17 protein-coding genes are annotated in these 14,035 nt (G+C 67.3%); 4 read left to right on the top strand and 13 right to left on the bottom strand.

Translation table 11 applies throughout. The annotated features are described in order from the left end of the window. Positions 1 to 94: 94 nt before the first annotated feature. Positions 95 to 1,294, top strand: coding sequence for an O-succinylhomoserine sulfhydrylase (gene metZ / locus C8J30_RS00700; RefSeq protein ID WP_110803815.1), 1,200 nt, complete (start codon positions 95 to 97; stop codon positions 1,292 to 1,294). Between the two features lie 85 nt (positions 1,295 to 1,379). Here the strand turns inward: metZ and C8J30_RS00695 are convergent, their stop codons facing one another. Further along, positions 1,380 to 2,525, bottom strand: a complete 1,146-nt coding sequence (locus C8J30_RS00695) for an alpha-D-ribose 1-methylphosphonate 5-triphosphate diphosphatase (protein ID WP_110803814.1) — start codon at positions 2,523 to 2,525, stop codon at positions 1,380 to 1,382. Positions 2,526 to 2,614: 89 nt separating this feature from the next. Here C8J30_RS00695 and C8J30_RS00690 point away from each other — a divergent pair, with 89 nt between their 5' ends. Beyond that, on the top strand, positions 2,615 to 3,286 hold the full coding sequence (locus tag C8J30_RS00690) for a DUF1045 domain-containing protein (RefSeq protein WP_110804259.1): 672 nt from the start codon (positions 2,615 to 2,617) through the stop codon (positions 3,284 to 3,286). On the opposite strand, the gene C8J30_RS00685 is transcribed toward C8J30_RS00690, so the two are convergent. Genes C8J30_RS00685 through C8J30_RS00670 form a run of 4 tightly spaced genes read right to left on the bottom strand, consistent with a single transcriptional unit; the run spans position 3,268 to position 6,161 of the window. After that, positions 3,268 to 3,807 (bottom strand): phosphonate metabolism protein/1,5-bisphosphokinase (PRPP-forming) PhnN, encoded by a 540-nt coding sequence (locus C8J30_RS00685; RefSeq protein WP_110803813.1) that lies wholly within the window; start codon positions 3,805 to 3,807, stop codon positions 3,268 to 3,270. The genes C8J30_RS00690 and C8J30_RS00685 overlap by 19 nt on opposite strands. Beyond that, the gene (gene phnL / locus C8J30_RS00680) at positions 3,804 to 4,487 is read right to left on the bottom strand and encodes a phosphonate C-P lyase system protein PhnL (protein WP_110803812.1); all 684 of its coding nucleotides are present in this window, start codon (positions 4,485 to 4,487) and stop codon (positions 3,804 to 3,806) included. Before phnL ends, C8J30_RS00685 begins: the two co-directional genes overlap by 4 nt. Before the next feature lie 4 nt (positions 4,488 to 4,491). After that, complete coding sequence (gene phnK, locus C8J30_RS00675; RefSeq protein ID WP_110803811.1) at positions 4,492 to 5,301, bottom strand: phosphonate C-P lyase system protein PhnK; 810 nt, start codon at positions 5,299 to 5,301, stop codon at positions 4,492 to 4,494. Continuing rightward, the gene (locus C8J30_RS00670) at positions 5,298 to 6,161 is read right to left on the bottom strand and encodes an alpha-D-ribose 1-methylphosphonate 5-phosphate C-P-lyase PhnJ (RefSeq protein WP_110803810.1); all 864 of its coding nucleotides are present in this window, start codon (positions 6,159 to 6,161) and stop codon (positions 5,298 to 5,300) included. The genes phnK and C8J30_RS00670 overlap by 4 nt, the downstream gene beginning before the upstream one ends. Before the next feature lie 28 nt (positions 6,162 to 6,189). Between C8J30_RS00670 and C8J30_RS19210 the strand changes: the two genes are divergently transcribed. Further along, the gene (locus C8J30_RS19210) at positions 6,190 to 6,318 is read left to right on the top strand and encodes a hypothetical protein (protein ID WP_281269349.1); all 129 of its coding nucleotides are present in this window, start codon (positions 6,190 to 6,192) and stop codon (positions 6,316 to 6,318) included. A gap of 2 nt (positions 6,319 to 6,320) precedes the next feature. On the opposite strand, the gene C8J30_RS00665 is transcribed toward C8J30_RS19210, so the two are convergent. Genes C8J30_RS00665 through phnG form a run of 3 tightly spaced genes read right to left on the bottom strand, consistent with a single transcriptional unit; the run spans position 6,321 to position 8,421 of the window. After that, positions 6,321 to 7,394 (bottom strand): carbon-phosphorus lyase complex subunit PhnI, encoded by a 1,074-nt coding sequence (locus C8J30_RS00665; protein ID WP_110803809.1) that lies wholly within the window; start codon positions 7,392 to 7,394, stop codon positions 6,321 to 6,323. Further along, a complete protein-coding gene (gene phnH, locus C8J30_RS00660; RefSeq protein ID WP_110803808.1) occupies positions 7,394 to 7,960 on the bottom strand; it encodes a phosphonate C-P lyase system protein PhnH in 567 nt (188 codons plus the stop codon). The genes C8J30_RS00665 and phnH overlap by 1 nt, the downstream gene beginning before the upstream one ends. Continuing rightward, on the bottom strand, positions 7,960 to 8,421 hold the full coding sequence (gene phnG / locus C8J30_RS00655; RefSeq protein WP_110803807.1) for a phosphonate C-P lyase system protein PhnG: 462 nt from the start codon (positions 8,419 to 8,421) through the stop codon (positions 7,960 to 7,962). Before phnG ends, phnH begins: the two co-directional genes overlap by 1 nt. A gap of 77 nt (positions 8,422 to 8,498) precedes the next feature. Between phnG and phnF the strand changes: the two genes are divergently transcribed. Beyond that, positions 8,499 to 9,233, top strand: a complete 735-nt coding sequence (gene phnF, locus C8J30_RS00650) for a phosphonate metabolism transcriptional regulator PhnF (protein WP_110803806.1) — start codon at positions 8,499 to 8,501, stop codon at positions 9,231 to 9,233. Here the strand turns inward: phnF and C8J30_RS00645 are convergent. From C8J30_RS00645 to phnC, 5 genes are read right to left on the bottom strand one after another with little or no spacing between them, the layout of a single operon-like run. Beyond that, positions 9,212 to 9,838, bottom strand: a complete 627-nt coding sequence (locus tag C8J30_RS00645; RefSeq protein WP_110803805.1) for an LbetaH domain-containing protein — start codon at positions 9,836 to 9,838, stop codon at positions 9,212 to 9,214. The two genes, phnF and C8J30_RS00645, sit on opposite strands and share 22 nt — an antisense overlap. A gap of 3 nt (positions 9,839 to 9,841) precedes the next feature. Further along, on the bottom strand, positions 9,842 to 11,164 hold the full coding sequence (gene phnE, locus C8J30_RS00640) for a phosphonate ABC transporter, permease protein PhnE (protein ID WP_110803804.1): 1,323 nt from the start codon (positions 11,162 to 11,164) through the stop codon (positions 9,842 to 9,844). Next, positions 11,161 to 12,015 carry a phosphonate ABC transporter, permease protein PhnE gene (phnE, locus tag C8J30_RS00635; RefSeq protein ID WP_110803803.1) on the bottom strand — a complete coding sequence of 285 codons (855 nt, stop codon included), beginning with the start codon at positions 12,013 to 12,015 and terminating at the stop codon, positions 11,161 to 11,163. The genes phnE (C8J30_RS00640) and phnE (C8J30_RS00635) overlap by 4 nt, the downstream gene beginning before the upstream one ends. A 60-nt stretch (positions 12,016 to 12,075) precedes the next feature. Then, positions 12,076 to 12,999: a phosphonate ABC transporter substrate-binding protein gene (gene phnD, locus C8J30_RS00630; RefSeq protein ID WP_110803802.1), complete on the bottom strand. Its 924-nt coding sequence runs from the start codon at positions 12,997 to 12,999 to the stop codon at positions 12,076 to 12,078. A 43-nt stretch (positions 13,000 to 13,042) separates the two neighbouring features. Then, entirely contained in the window at positions 13,043 to 13,864 is an 822-nt protein-coding gene (gene phnC / locus C8J30_RS00625; RefSeq protein ID WP_110804258.1) for a phosphonate ABC transporter ATP-binding protein, read from the bottom strand. Positions 13,865 to 14,035 lie beyond the last annotated feature (171 nt).

Genomic DNA, 14,035 nt, shown 5'->3' with positions numbered 1-14,035 from the left:
GATTCTCTTAACCCTTCGAAGCGACCCCGGCCTTGACCCATGCCAAACAGAGGCTTATCCGGGAAAATTCTGCACGAGCCCTTGGGAGACGACGATGAGCGAGTGGCGCACACGCACGAAACTGGTCCACGAGGGCATCCGGCGCAGCCAGTTCGGCGAGATGGCCGAGGCGCTGTTCCTGACGCAGGGCTTCATCTACCCCTCGGCGAGCGCCGCCGAAGCGCGGTTCATCGAGGCCGGGGAAGACGAATTCATCTATGCCCGTTACGGCAACCCGACGACGCGGATGTTCGAAGACCGGATGGCCGCGATCGAGGGCACCGAGGATGCCTTTGCCTGTGCCTCCGGCATGGCGGCGATCAACGGCGCGCTGACCTGCATCCTCAAGGCGGGCGATCATGTCGTCGCGGCGCGGCAGATGTTCGGCTCGTGCCTGCATGTGCTCAAGGTGCTGGCCGGGTTCGGCGTCGAGGTGACGCTGATCGACGGTGCCGATCTGGAAAACTGGCGCGCTTCGGTGAAGGCCAACACGAAGATCTGCTTCTTCGAAAGCGTCTCGAACCCGGGGCTTGAGGTGATCGACATCAAGGGCGTCTCCGAGATCGCCCATGCGGTCGGCGCCATCGTCGTCGTGGACAATGCCTTCGCCAGCCCGATCTTTTCGCGCGCGGTCGATCTGGGCGCCGATGTCGTCGTCTATTCGGCGACGAAACATATCGACGGCGGCGGGCGCGTGCTCGGCGGCGTCGTCTGCGGCACGAAAGAGTTCATCCGCGGCCCGCTCGAGACCTATGTCAAACACACCGGCGGCGCGATGAGCCCGTTCCATGCGTGGCTGCTGCTCAATGGTCTGCAGACGCTCGATCTGCGGGTGCGCGCACAGGCAGCCTCCGCCAAGGCCGTGGCCGAGGCGATCGAGGGCCATCCGCATGTGAGCCGCGTGATCTATCCGGGCCTGCCGAGCCATCCGCAGCATGCGCTTGCCATGGCGCAGATGGGCGCGGGCGGCACGATGCTGGGGATTGATTTCGAGGGCGGCAAGGACATCGCCTTCCGCTTCCTCGACGCGCTGGATGTGGTCTCGATCTCGAACAACCTGGGCGATGCGAAATCGATCGCGACGCATCCGGCGACGACGACGCACAAGAACCTGAGTGACGAGGACCGGGCGACGATCGGCATCACCCCCGGGCTGGTGCGGATATCCTTCGGCATCGAGGATACGGCCGATCTGGTCGAGGATATCCAGTCGGCGCTGGAAGTCGCGCTGGGCGAATGCGGCGAGGCGGGCTGAGACCCGCTTTGCCCCTGCCCTCGCCAAGCTCAGGCGAGGGCACAAGGGACAGCCTGCGGCCCTGACCCGTGCGGTGGCTCTTCCCTCAGCCGACGCGCCGCCCGCGGACCCATACCCCGCGCAGCGCCGCCGTGCGCTCGACCCGGTGCGCCCGGATCAGATCCGCGCGCAAGCCAAGGGCGATCCTTCCGCGGTCCGCGAGGCCGACCGCCTTCGCGGGCGCCGAGGTCACCGTGGCGATCCCCCGCGCCGTGTCCCCCCAGATATCGCCCAGCATCAGCGCCGCCGACAGGAGCGCGCCGGGAACGTAGTCCGAGGACAGGATGTCGAGCAGATCCGCCTCGGCCAGCGCCTGCGCCGCGACATTGCCCGAATGCGAGCCGCCGCGGATCAGGTTCGGCGCCCCCATCATCACCGCGATGCCATGATCGCGACAGGTGCTGGCGGCCTCGAAGGTGGTCGGGAACTCGGCGAAGCGCACCCCGTGGCCGCGCGACACGGCAACCTGTTCTGCCGTGGTGTCGTCATGGCTGGCCAGAACGGCGCCCAGCCGTGAGGCCGCCGCCACCGCACCGGCCTCATGCGCGGCGCCGTGCCGGGCTTTCAGGGCCTTTTCCTGCTCCACATGCGCGAGAAATTCCGCCTCACTCAGCCCATGCTTCTTGCGCACATAATCGCGCAGCTTCGAGAGGTCGCGAAACTGCCGCTCGCCCGGGGTGTGATCCATGAGCGACACGATCCCCACGCGATCCTCGGGCCCGAATTTCGTCAGCTCGTCGAGCAGGGTTTCCGAACAGACCTCGGCGCGCAGATGCAGGTAATGCGAGATCCGAAAGCCGTCACGCGCCCGCATCCCCAGAATTTCATCGGCCAGCGCGCGGGCATATTCGCGGTAATCCGAGCGCCCGCCCGAGGGCCCGATCGAGCCCACCCGCAGCGCGTCGAAGACCGTGGTGATCCCCACCGAACAGAGTTCCGCATCATGGGCGATGATCGCATCGGCATGCGGCCAGGCCACCTTCGGACGCGGCTCGATGTGGCGCTCCAGATTGTCGGTGTGCAGCTCGATCAGCCCGGGCGCGAGCAGATCGCCCGCGCAATCGAGCGCGCCCTTGGGCAGCGCGCGGCCCATGCCGATCTCGGCGATCAGCCCGTCGCGCAGCACCAGATGCCCCGGGCAAACGCCCTCGGGCAGCACCAGCATGGCATTGGCCAGGATCGTCTCGGTCATCCGGTCCTCCGGGATTTCGGTTTGCAGACAGGGTTTTGGCAGGCGAGTGTCACATTGCGGTGACGCAGCGGTGCGAAAGCGGGGCCATGATGATCAAACGTTACGCGCTTTATTACGCCCCCGCGGATGCGGGGCTCTGGCGGGCCGGGTCGGACTGGCTTGGATGGGACGCCTGCACGGGCCGTCCGGTCGGTCAGCCCGGCATTGCTGGGCTTTCCGAAGCCACTGCAACCGCCCGCAAATACGGCTTTCACGCCACGCTGAAGGCGCCGTTCCGGCTGGCCGAGGATCAGACCCCCGAAGCCCTGCGCGCAGCCGTTGCCGCGATGGCGGCGGCTTTGGCCCCGGTCGCCTTGGACGGGCTTGCCGTCCGGCAGCTCGGGTCTTTCCTTGCCCTGACCCCCGACACCACCGGCCCCGCGCTCGCGTCGCTTGCGACCGAGGTGGTGACCCGGTTCGAGCCCTTCCGCGCCCCCCTGACCGCGGCCGAGATCGCACGGCGTCGACCGGACCGGCTGAGCCCGCGGCAACGCGAGCTTCTGAACATCTACGGCTATCCCTTTGTTTTCGAGGAATTCCGTTTCCACATCTCGCTGACCGGCGATCTGCAACCGGACGAGGTCGCCCGCCTCGCGCCGCTTGCGCAGGCGTTCTTCGCACCGCATCTCGAGCCTGCGGTGACGCTCGATCGGCTCTGTCTTTTTGGCGAGGATGCGGGCGGGCGGTTCCATCTTCTGACGGCTCACGCGCTTTCCGGCTGAAGCGCCGCGATCAGCGCGGCGATACCGGCGGCGCGCGCGCCGTCATTGACGATGCGCACCGCCCCAAGGCCCGGCGGCAGCACCATCTCGGCCCGCGCGAGCCGCGCCGCGATCTCGGCCGCATCCTCGCGCCCGCGCCCGGCAAGCCGCGCCTGCAACTTGGCGGGCGAGACCACAATCTCGATCACCTGCAACTGCGGGAAGACGGCCAGACAGTCCGGCAGCGCCGCGCGCGAGCCATTGAAGATCACGTCGCGCCCCTGCGCGAGCGGCGCAAGCTCGGCGTGCCGGATGCCATAGCCAAGATCATGCGCGAGCCACGACATCGCGAACCCGCCGCCGCCGCGCAGCGCCGCGAATTCCGCCGGTGACAGGGTTTCGAAGTCTTCACTCGGCGCCGCCGGGCGGGTGATCGCGCGCCGCGCGCGGTGGATCTCCGGTCGCGCCGCGATCAGCCCGGCGATCAGCGTATCCTTGCCCGCCCCCGATGGCCCGACGATGGCGATCAGACGCCCGGTCATGCCGCCCTCGCGGGGGTGAAGCCGGTCACGTCGATCTCGCGATCGGCCACGGTGGCGCGGGCGGCCTCGTCATGGAAGATGCCGAGGATGGCAGCCCCCCGCGCCTTGGCTTCGCTAATCAACTCCAGCACCACCGCCCGGTTCACCGGATCGAGCGAGGCGGTCGGCTCGTCGAGCAAGAGCACCGGAAACGGATGCGCAAAGCCCCGCGCGATGTTCACCCGCTGCTGCTCGCCGCCCGAAAAGGTGGTGGGCGAGAGCGACCAGAGCCGTTCGGGGATATTGAGCCGGGTCAGCAGTGCCTCGGCCCGGGCAAAGGCTTCGTCCTCGGGCGCACCCGTGGCAAGCAGGGGGTCGGCGACGACGCGCCGTGTCGGCACCCGCGGCACGACGCGCAGGAACTGGCTGACATAGCCCATCCGCTCCCGGCGCAGCGCGATGATTTCGCGTGGCGTGGCGCGAACAAGGTCAAGTCCGTCGACGACCAGCCGCCCCGTCTGGGCGCGGTAATTGCCCCAGATCATCCGCATCAGCGTCGATTTTCCCGCCCCCGAGGCCCCGGTCAGCGCCACGCATTCGCCGGGCCCGACGCGCAAGGATGCCCCGGCAAGAACGGGCAGAACCGCGCCACCCTGAGTGTGCAAGGTGAAGCTTTTGCACAGATTTTCGATCTCGATCATCGGCTCAGACCTGCAGGACAGAGGAAACGAGAAGTTGGGTGTAGGCCGCCTGCGGATCATCGAGCACCTGATCGGTCAGGCCCGCCTCGATCACCCGGCCGTCTTTCATCACCATCAGCCGGTCGGCCAGAAGCCGCGCCACGGCGAGATCATGGGTGACGATGATCACCGAAAGCCCCATCTCGCGCACCAGCTCGCGCAGAAGATCCAGCAACCGCGCCTGCACCGACACATCAAGCCCCCCGGTCGGCTCGTCCATCAAGACCAGCCGCGGCCCGGTCACCAGATTGCGCGCGATCTGCAGCCGCTGCTGCATGCCGCCCGAAAAGGCGCGCGGCCGGTCGTCGATCCGGCCGGGGTCGATCTCGACGCGGCCGAGCCAGTCACGCGCCTGCGCCCGGATCGCCCCGTAATGCCGCGCGCCGACCGCCATCAGCCGCTCGCCGACATTCGCGCCCGCCGTCACCCCCATGCGCAGCCCGTCGCGCGGATTTTGATGCACGAAGGCCCATTCCGTGCGCGCCAGATGCCGCCGCTCGGGTTCGCCCATCGCGCGCAGATCGTGGCCGCGATAGTGGATCCGCCCGGCATCCGCGCTCAGATGCCCGGCAAGGCAACCCAGAAGCGTCGATTTCCCCGAGCCGCTTTCGCCAACGATCCCCAGCACTTCACCGGGATAAAGATCAAAGTCGACCTCGGCACAGCCGATCCGCGCGCCCCAGTGCTTGCCCAAGCCTTCGACCTGCAACAGCGGCCCCGCTTCCGCCTCCGGCTTCTTCTTGGTCCAAATACGCCCTTGCGCGCCGTTCCTCATGCGCGCCCCTCCGACAACCGCCCCGCATGCCCCGCCGCGCACCGCCCGGCGCAGAAATCGGTGTCCGAGCAGCAAAACATCCGCCCGCCAGCATCGTCGGTGATCACCTCGTCGAGATAACTCGCCTCGGCCCCGCACAGATCACAGGCCGCATCGGCCTTGCTGGGCACAAACGGATGATCCTCGAAATCAAGGCTGACCACGCGCGTATAGGGCGGCAGCGCATGGATGCGCGCCTCGCGCCCGGCGCCGAACAACTGGATTGCCGGGCAGCCCGAGAGCTTGGGATTGTCGAATTTCGGGATCGGGCTCGGGTCCATCACATAGCGCCCCTCGACCAGCACCGGATAGGCATAGGAGGTGGCAATCGCCCCGTGCCGCGCGATATCCTCGTAAAGCTTCACATGCATCAACCCGTAATCGGCCAGCGCATGCATCCGCCGCGTCTCGGCCTCGCGCGGTTCCAGAAACCGCAAGGGCTCGGGGATCGGCACCTGATAGACAAGGATCTGCCGCTCGGTCAGCGCCGCCTCGGGGATGCGGTGGCGGGTCTGGATCACGCTCGCCTCGGTCGTGCGGGTGGTGGTAGCGACGCCCGCCGTGCGTTCGAAAAAGCGCCGGATCGAGACCGCGTTCGTGGTGTCATCGGCACCCTGATCGATCACCTTCAGCACATCCTCGGGGATCAGACAGGCCGCCGTCACCTGCACGCCCCCCGTGCCCCAGCCGTAAGGCATCGGCATCTCGCGCGAGGCAAAGGGCACCTGATATCCCGGCACGGCCAGCGCTTTCAGCAGGGCGCGACGGATCATCCGCTTGGTTGCGGCGTCCAGATAGGCGAAACTGTAGCCCTCAGACATGGTGCTCTCCCAGACAAGGACGGAAACGATGTTGCACTGGATTTTCTTCACCGTGGCGGGGGTGTATCTCGTCGGATCGTTCCTGCGCCGTCAGGCGGGCGGCAAGAAGGCCGACACCGCCGGGAACGAAGGCGAGGCCCCGGGCGAGCGCGAATAGGCTCATTGCGGCTCTCCCTCAGTGTCGCGGCGCAGGCGCCGGATCAGTTCCAGTTCCGACTGGAAATCGACGTAATGGGGCAGCTTGATGTGCTCGAGAAACCCCGTCGCCTGAATGTTGTCGCAGTGGCTCAGCACGAATTCCGCATCCTGCGCCGGGGCGCCGGTGGCGTCTTCGCCCAGTTCCTCCCAGCGGAGCGCGCGGTCGACGAGGCTCATCGAGATCGCCTTGCGTTCGGACTGGCCGAAGACGAGGCCATAGCCGCGGGTGAATTGCGGCGGCTCGGTTTTCGAGCCGGTGAACTGGTTCACCGTTTCGCATTCGGTCAGCTCGACCTCGCCGATCTCGAGGACGAACCCAAGCTCGGGGATCTCCATTTCGACCGCGCACAACCCGATGCGCAATTCGCCGACAAAGGCATGGGTGCGCCCGTAGCCGCGTTGCGTCGAATAGGCGAGGCCAAGGACGAAGCCCTCGTCGGCCCGCGCCAGCGCCTGCAACCGCGTCGCGCGGGCGGCGGGCAGCTCAAGCGGTTCGCGCGTCAGATCGGGCGGCGTTTCGGGGCCAGCCGTCAGCGGCTCCATCAACCCGTCGCGATCGAGCAGCCCCAGCACATGCGGCGCGGGGGCCGCGTCGGCGGGGACGCGCGCGGCGGGTGGCGGCGCCCCCTCGGCGGCCAGCGCGAAATCCAGCAGACGATGCGTGTAGTCAAAGGTCGGCCCCAGCACCTGCCCGCCCGGCACATCCTTGAAGGTGGCGGAAATCCGGCGCGTGATCTGCATCGCTTCGGTCTCGACGGGCAGGCTTGCGCCAAAACGCGGCAGCGTCGTGCGATAGGCGCGGATCAGGAACACCGCCTCGATCAGATCGCCGCGCGCCTGCTTGATCGCCAGCGCGGCCAGGTCGGGATCGTAAAGCGAGCCCTCGGCCATCACGCGATTGACCGCCAAGGTCAGCTGCTGGGCGATCTGCGCCACGCTCAGCTCCGGCACAGAAGGGTCACCCCGGCGTTCCTCGGCAAGCCAGGCATGGGCCGCGTCGATCGCCCGCTCGCCGCCTTTGGTTGCGACATACATCAGAACGCCTCCACCCGGGTCGAGCGCGGCAGGGCGGTCACGCCCTCGGCCGCGCAGAAATAGCAATCGAACCCCAGCGGAAAGCGGGCGCGGTTGGCGGTGAACGGCGCGATCGCGGGCAGGCGCGCGTCCTGATGCGTCTCGATCCCCGGGCCGCGCAGCCGCGCATTGGGCGGCGTCAAAGCCGCCATCTCGACGATCAGCGTCACCGACCGGTCGGGATAATCGGGGGTGCCGATGCGGAACTGGTCAAGCGGCAGATCCTCCCAGCGCCCAAGGGCAAAGAGCGCCTCCTCGGGCGGGCACAGGGGGGCGGCGGTGTGAAAGGCGATCCAGTCGACGAGCGCAGGTGTGAGGAGCGCCGCAGCGAGAAAGAGCGGCGTGGTATCATCGCACAGCGTCAACAAAAGCGCCCCAGCCGCAGGCGAAAGCGGCGCGGGCGGGCAGGCGCCCGAAAGACGGTTGATCCGCCCGGGTCGCGCCATCGCGTCAAGCGCGGCCCGAAAGGCGTGGGCGGCCTCGATCGCGGGATCGGCAAAGCCCCCGGACAGAGCGTGCATCTCCATCAATCCTCTCCCCGGACCAGCGTAAAGAATTCGACCTTGGTGGCGGCGGCTTTTTCGGCGCGCAGACGGCGCCGCGCGGCCTCTTCGGCGCGCAGGGGGGCAAGCACCGCAGTCTCGATCCGCACCGCGTCCTCGCCCTGCATCAGCGCATCGATCACCGCCACCCGCGTCGCATGGCCCTTGTCGCGGCCCTGCACGGCAGCATGTCCGACCGTGCCATCGGCCAGACGCAGCGCGCAGCGTGTCACCGTCATTTCGCCAAGGTTGAACGGCGCCCCACCGCCCGCCCCCATGCGGCCGCGCAGCATCACCGCCCCCACCTCGGGACGGCGCAGCCAGTCGAACGGCGGGAGGTCTGGCAGCAGGGTGGCGAGACGCACGCCGGGGGCGCGGGCCAAAAGCGACAGTGTCGCCGCACGGGCCGATGTGTCGGAAGCAGCGTTGGAGACCGGGGCAGACATCTTGCGGATTTGTCCAGATAAATATACAACTAGACAAATATTGCAGCACAGGGGCCGATTCCGCCAATGAAGTTTGCATGACAAAACGCGATCCCGTCTGGGCGGCGATTGCCGCGATCCTGCGCGCCGAGATCGCCTCGGGCGCCTGCCCGCCGGGCTCGAAGCTGCCGACGGAAGCCGCGCTCTCGGCGCGGTTCGGCGTCAACCGCCACACCCTGCGCCATGCGCTGGCCGCGCTTGCCGAGGAAGGGCTGGTGATCGCACGGCGCGGCGCGGGGGTGTTCGTCGCGGCGCTGCCGCCGACGGATTATGCCCTCGGGCGGCGGGTGCGGTTTCAGGAAAACGTCACTGCGTCAGGGCGCACGCCGTCGCGGCAGGTGCTGCGGCTGGAGACCCGCCCCGCCGAGGCGGCGGAACGCGCCGCGCTGGGGGTTGCGCTTGTGCATCTCTACGAGGGGTTATCGCTGGCCGACGGGGTGGTTCTGGCGCAGTTCCGCTCCGCCTTTCCGGCCGAGCGCTTCCCGGCGTTGCCCGAGGCGCTGGCGCGTCTTGGGTCGGTCACGGCGGCACTGGCGGAAATGGGCGTTTGCGACTACACCCGCGCCTCGACCCGGATCACGGCCAAGATCGCGCGCAACCCACAGGCGGCGCTGATGCACCTGCCCGAGGGGGCGGCGCTTCTGCGCACCGAAGCGGTGAATGTCGATGCCACAGGGGTGCCGGTGGAATACGGGCTGACCTGGTTTGCAGGCGATCACGTCGCGCTCACCGTAGCGCCCGATGCGCGGCCTCAGGCCGGCACGTCTTCGTAGCGATCGAGAAACTCTTCCGCCGGAAGAGTGCGAAAATCCTGCAGCCTTGCGCGCAACGTCGCATGATCCCACTCCCACCACGCCATCGCCAGCAATCGCTCGGCCACGGGTTCAGAAAACCGCATCCGCAGCGGTACGGCGGGGCAGCCCGCAACGATCATGAAGGGGGGCACGTCCTTCGTCACCACCGCGCCCGAGGCGACGATCGCGCCGATGCCCACCGTCACCTCGGGCTTGATGATCGCGCCATGCCCGATCCAGCAATCGGCACCAAGGTGTATCCGCCGCGCGGCGCGGTGCAGGAAGAAGGCGGCGTCATCGCCCACATCGTCCCAATAGTAATGCGAGCGATAGAGGAAATGGTGCTGCGCCGCGTTGCGGAACGGATGGTCGGTCGGGCCGATCCTTGTCATCGCGGCGATATTGGCAAACTTGCCCACCGTCGTGTTGGCGATATCGGCCAGCCGGTCGCAATAGGCGTAATCGCCCATCTCGACGTTGGTCAGCCGCGCCCCGCGGCCAATCTCGACATAAGCGCCGAAGCTCGCGTTGATGATCTCGCAATCGGGCGCGATCAGCGGTGTCACGGGATGCAGTTTCGCCATGGTCTACCCCTTGATGAAGCGTGTGCGCAGCCACCCCGAGAGGCTGTCCATCGCCATCACCATGAGGATGATCAGGACGATGTAATAGCTGACCTCTTCCCAGTCCTTCTGGGTCTGGATCGCCTGCGTCAGCAAAAGCCCGATGCCGCCCCCCACCAGCGCGCCGATGACGGTGGCCGAGCGGGTGTTGCTCTCGAGATAGTAAAGCACTTGGCTGAGGATCACCGGCGCCACCTGCGGGCCGACGCCGAAACGGGCCTGCAGCGCGCCGTTCGCGCCGGTGGAGGCGATCCCCTCGCGCTGTTTTTCGTCAATGTTTTCAAGCGCCTCGGAGAAGGTCTTGCCGAAGGTGCCGGTGTCGGTCATCAAGATGGCCAGCGCCCCGGTCAGCGGCCCCGGCCCGAAGGCACGGCTGAGGATCACCGTCCAGATCAGCCCGTCGATACCGCGGAAAAGATCGAAAAGACGACGCAGGCCGAACCGCACGGCCCGCCCCGGCGCGAAATTGGAGGCGGCGAGGAACGCCAGCGGAACCGCGATCAGCGCCGCGCCAAAGGTGCCGAGAAAGGCCATCAGCACCGTCTCGCCCAGCGCCCAGACCACATCGCCATGCCGCCACATCCGGTTCGTCCAGATGTCATGGAGCATTCCCGCAAGGTTGGCCCGCGCCGGATCGAGCCGCGGCTCCCACAGCGCAAGCGCCGCCAGTTCGGCAGCGCCCTTGCCGTGAAACGGGCTTTGCAGGTCGAAGAAGAACAGCTCCCAGCCGGGTTGATAGCGGAAGGTTTCGGTGCGCTGGGGCGTCATCGAAAAGCGCCACCACGGGCCACGCATGTCGACCCGGGTCGAGGATGCCGAGAGCCAGTCGGGCGTGACGGCCCCCTTGGGCAGTGTCACCGCGATGCGCCGCCCGCTCCGCGTCACCTCGATCAGGCCGAACTCCGGCCGCTCGATCCGGGCGCCGGTGGCGGTATAGGTCACGCGGCCCCCGCCCGGCAGATCGATCCCCGGGGTTGCGCCATCCTGCACCCAGCGCGGGAAGTGCCCGGGCGCGTAACGGCCCTTCGCCTCGCCCTCGATCGCCACCTTGAGGCCGGGCTTGCGCAGATCGCGGCTGACATGGGTCTTGAAGCTCCAGAAATCGCCCAGAAGCGTTGCCGCATTGTCAGGCCGGATCCGCGCGGCGATGCCCGGCAGATCGAAGCTGAAGAAGATCGTCGTCAGATAGGCGGCAAGCAGCAGCGGCGCGGCCAGCCTCACGGCGCGGCGACGCCCAAGGCTGCGGCGAATTTCGGTCTCGGCGATCAACAGCATCGGGGCAGTCATGCCGCCTGCCCTCCCTTGACAAGACGGGTGCGGGCGCGATCGGACAGGGCGTCGACGGCGACGATGGTCAGGAAGAGCAGCACGAAGATCGCCACCACCTGATCGTAACGCCCCTGCCCCCATTGCAGCGTCGTGCGCAGATCGTAGCCGATGCCGCCCGCACCGACGAAGCCAAGGATCGCCGAGGCGCGGATGTTGATTTCAAACCGCAAGAGCGCATAGGAGGACCAGTTCGGCGCCACTTGGGGCAGGATGCCGAACCAGATCCGCGCCAGCCATCCGGCGCCGACCGAGGCGAGCCCCTCCAGCGGTTTCAGATCGGCATTTTCCGCCGCCTCGGAAAAGAGCTTGCCGAGCGCGCCCGCGGTGTGCAGCGTGATCGCGATCATCGCGGGCACCGGGCCGCCGCCGAGCAGGAAGATCAAGACCAGCGCGATGACGATTTCGGGCATCGCCCGCATCACATCCATCAGCCGCCGGATCGGTGTCACAAGGGCGGCGACGGGCGCCAGCGCGCGGGCCGACAGGATGGCGAGGATGCAGGCGCAGACGCCGCCCAGAAGCGTCGAGACCGCCGCGATGTTCAGCGTCTCGATCAGCGATGGGATGTATTGGCCGAGATAGCCCGGCAGGTTGGCCCAGTCGCGCGCCGCCTCGGTCAGGATTTCGGCCGGGAAGTCAAAGACATGTCGGATGCCGTCGGCAAAGCTTCCGGCATTGCGCGCATCGGCCGCGCGCCAGCCCGTCGTCATCAAGACGACGAACAGCGCCGTCAGTACCCCGCCATAAGCCCGGCGCCGGCGCACCAGCGCCAGATACTCGGCCGTTGAGGTGATCGCGGCGGCGTGCATGCGGCAAAACCTTTCGGGAAATGGACGGGGGCAGGACGCCCCCGCCCGACCGTGCTGAAATCAGTTCCCCTGCGTCGCGCGCCGGGTTTCGATGATGCCTTCGTAATTGGCATGGGTGACCGGCTTGAACCCCGAGGTTTCGCCGCCCGCGACGCCATAGGCGCAGTCGTGGTCCTTGGCGTTCAGATCCGCCATCAGCGCGGTCATCTTCGTCTTCACCTCCTCGGGCAGCGCATTGCGCAGCACCACCGGGCCTTCCGGGATCGGCGCCGAGCGCCAGATCTCGACGAGGTCGTTCATGTTGACCAGACCGGCATCCACCGCCTTGCGCAGCGCGCCCGAGTTGTAGCCGTCTTCCCAATTGCCCTGACCATCGGCCCAGGTCACGCCCGCATCGACATCGCCGTTCTTCACCGCGACGATGGTCTGTTCATGCCCGCCGGTGAATTTCACCGTCTTGAAATAGCCGGTGGCGCCATCGGCGAGGTCTTCGCGCTTGATCTCGGGATGGGTCTTCGGAATTTCGACCGAGGGAATCAGATAGCCCGAGGTCGAGTTCGGATCGCCAAAGCCGAAGACCTTGCCCTTGGCATCCTCGAGCTTGGTGATGCCGCTGTCCTTGCGGGCGATGGCGATCGAGAAATAGGTGAACGAGCCATCCGAGTTCGCTTGCACCAGAACCGGGGTCACCGCCTTCGGATCGGCCAGATAGATCTTCGCATAGCCCGAGGCGCCCAAAATGGCCATGTCGATGGTGCCGCCCAGAAGGCCCTGGATCACGCCGTCATAATCGGCCGGGGCAAAGAGCTTCACCGGCACGCCCAGCGCCTCTTCGGTATATTTGCGCAGACATTCATTGGAATTCAGCCGGTCCTGCGCGTTTTCACCGCCCAGAAGGCCGATGTTGAACTGGGTGATGCCCTCGGCATGAGCGGCACCGGCAAGAAGCGTCGTGGCGGCCAGAACGGCGGGAAGGATCTTCATGGTCGTCTCCGGTTGACCCCGGCCACCCCGGCCGGGAAAGGGGTTACGCGCCGAGCATCGCCGTGGCGTAGCTCTCGTCGGCGCTTGTGTCGGGGGGGATTGCGGTCGAGGTCGCGGCCTCGTTGAAACTGGCATCGGCGCCGTAGATCTCGCGCGCGACGCCAGTTGACAGTTGATCGGGCCGCCCGTCGAACACCACCCGGCCATCGCGCATCCCGATCACCCGGTCGCAATAGCGCCGCGCAGTATCAAGCGTGTGCAGGTTCGCGATCACCATGCGCCCGTCCTCGCTCTGGATCCGCTTGAGCGTGTCCATGACGATCTGCGCATTCATCGGATCGAGGCTGGCGATCGGCTCGTCGGCAAGGATGATCGCCGGATCCTGCATCAGCGCGCGGGCAATGGCGACGCGCTGCTGCTGGCCGCCCGACAGCGCCTCGGCCCGCTTGGCGGCCTGATCGGCGATGCCAAGCCGGTCAAGGATGGCAAGCGCCCGGGCAATATCGGCGTCGGACCAGAAGTCGAAGATCGCGGCCAGCGTCGGGCGGCGGCCCAGAAGGCCATGCAGCACGTTCGAGGCCACATCCATCCGCGGCACGAGGTTGAATTGCTGAAACACCATCGCGCAGCGGCTTTGCCAGTCCCGCTTTTCGCGCCCCGTCAGCGTCGCGACATTGCGGCCCTGAAACAGGATTTCCCCGGCGCTGGCATCGGTCAGGCGATTGATCATCCGCAACAGCGTCGATTTCCCCGCGCCCGAGCGGCCGATGATGCCGACGAAGGCGGGCCGGTCGAACTGCAGCGACACGCCGTCCACGGCCTTTCGGGCCCCGAACTCCCGCGTCAGCTTCCGAAGCTCCAGCATCTGCCCCTCCGCCTTTCGGTTCGGCAAAGTCTTCGCCCGTCCGGGCAACAGCGGCATGGCAGTTCCCTGAAGCTTCGGTAACGCTCCTGCGGGGCAACGGCCTTTGCAACGCGCGTCCCCCCGCGGCCGCGCCGCCGACATCGCCGCAGCCGGATTCCTTTCTGTCACCGC

It is taken from the genome of Rhodobacter viridis, from assembly GCF_003217355.1.
Classification (GTDB): domain Bacteria; phylum Pseudomonadota; class Alphaproteobacteria; order Rhodobacterales; family Rhodobacteraceae; genus Rhodobacter; species Rhodobacter viridis.
This window is presented reverse-complemented; position numbering and strand designations above follow the sequence as displayed.

What these genes read in the sequence shown, in the direction of transcription:
- phnD (WP_110803802.1), bottom strand. Translation starts at nt 12,999, where the DNA reads ATGAAGATCCTTCCCGCCGTTCTGGCCGCCACGACGCTTCTTGCCGGT.
- phnC (WP_110804258.1), bottom strand. Translation starts at nt 13,864, where the DNA reads ATGCTGGAGCTTCGGAAGCTGACGCGGGAGTTCGGGGCCCGAAAGGCC.
- C8J30_RS19210 (WP_281269349.1), top strand. Translation starts at nt 6,190, where the DNA reads ATGTTGCACTGGATTTTCTTCACCGTGGCGGGGGTGTATCTCGTCGGA.
- C8J30_RS00670 (WP_110803810.1), bottom strand. Translation starts at nt 6,161, where the DNA reads ATGTCTGAGGGCTACAGTTTCGCCTATCTGGACGCCGCAACCAAGCGG.
- phnF (WP_110803806.1), top strand. Translation starts at nt 8,499, where the DNA reads ATGACAAAACGCGATCCCGTCTGGGCGGCGATTGCCGCGATCCTGCGC.
- C8J30_RS00690 (WP_110804259.1), top strand. Translation starts at nt 2,615, where the DNA reads ATGATCAAACGTTACGCGCTTTATTACGCCCCCGCGGATGCGGGGCTC.
- C8J30_RS00685 (WP_110803813.1), bottom strand. Translation starts at nt 3,807, where the DNA reads ATGACCGGGCGTCTGATCGCCATCGTCGGGCCATCGGGGGCGGGCAAG.
- C8J30_RS00645 (WP_110803805.1), bottom strand. Translation starts at nt 9,838, where the DNA reads ATGGCGAAACTGCATCCCGTGACACCGCTGATCGCGCCCGATTGCGAG.
- metZ (WP_110803815.1), top strand. Translation starts at nt 95, where the DNA reads ATGAGCGAGTGGCGCACACGCACGAAACTGGTCCACGAGGGCATCCGG.
- phnL (WP_110803812.1), bottom strand. Translation starts at nt 4,487, where the DNA reads ATGATCGAGATCGAAAATCTGTGCAAAAGCTTCACCTTGCACACTCAG.
- phnE (WP_110803803.1), bottom strand. Translation starts at nt 12,015, where the DNA reads ATGCACGCCGCCGCGATCACCTCAACGGCCGAGTATCTGGCGCTGGTG.
- phnK (WP_110803811.1), bottom strand. Translation starts at nt 5,301, where the DNA reads ATGAGGAACGGCGCGCAAGGGCGTATTTGGACCAAGAAGAAGCCGGAG.
- C8J30_RS00695 (WP_110803814.1), bottom strand. Translation starts at nt 2,525, where the DNA reads ATGACCGAGACGATCCTGGCCAATGCCATGCTGGTGCTGCCCGAGGGC.
- phnE (WP_110803804.1), bottom strand. Translation starts at nt 11,164, where the DNA reads ATGACTGCCCCGATGCTGTTGATCGCCGAGACCGAAATTCGCCGCAGC.
- C8J30_RS00665 (WP_110803809.1), bottom strand. Translation starts at nt 7,394, where the DNA reads ATGTATGTCGCAACCAAAGGCGGCGAGCGGGCGATCGACGCGGCCCAT.
- phnG (WP_110803807.1), bottom strand. Translation starts at nt 8,421, where the DNA reads ATGTCTGCCCCGGTCTCCAACGCTGCTTCCGACACATCGGCCCGTGCG.
- phnH (WP_110803808.1), bottom strand. Translation starts at nt 7,960, where the DNA reads ATGGAGATGCACGCTCTGTCCGGGGGCTTTGCCGATCCCGCGATCGAG.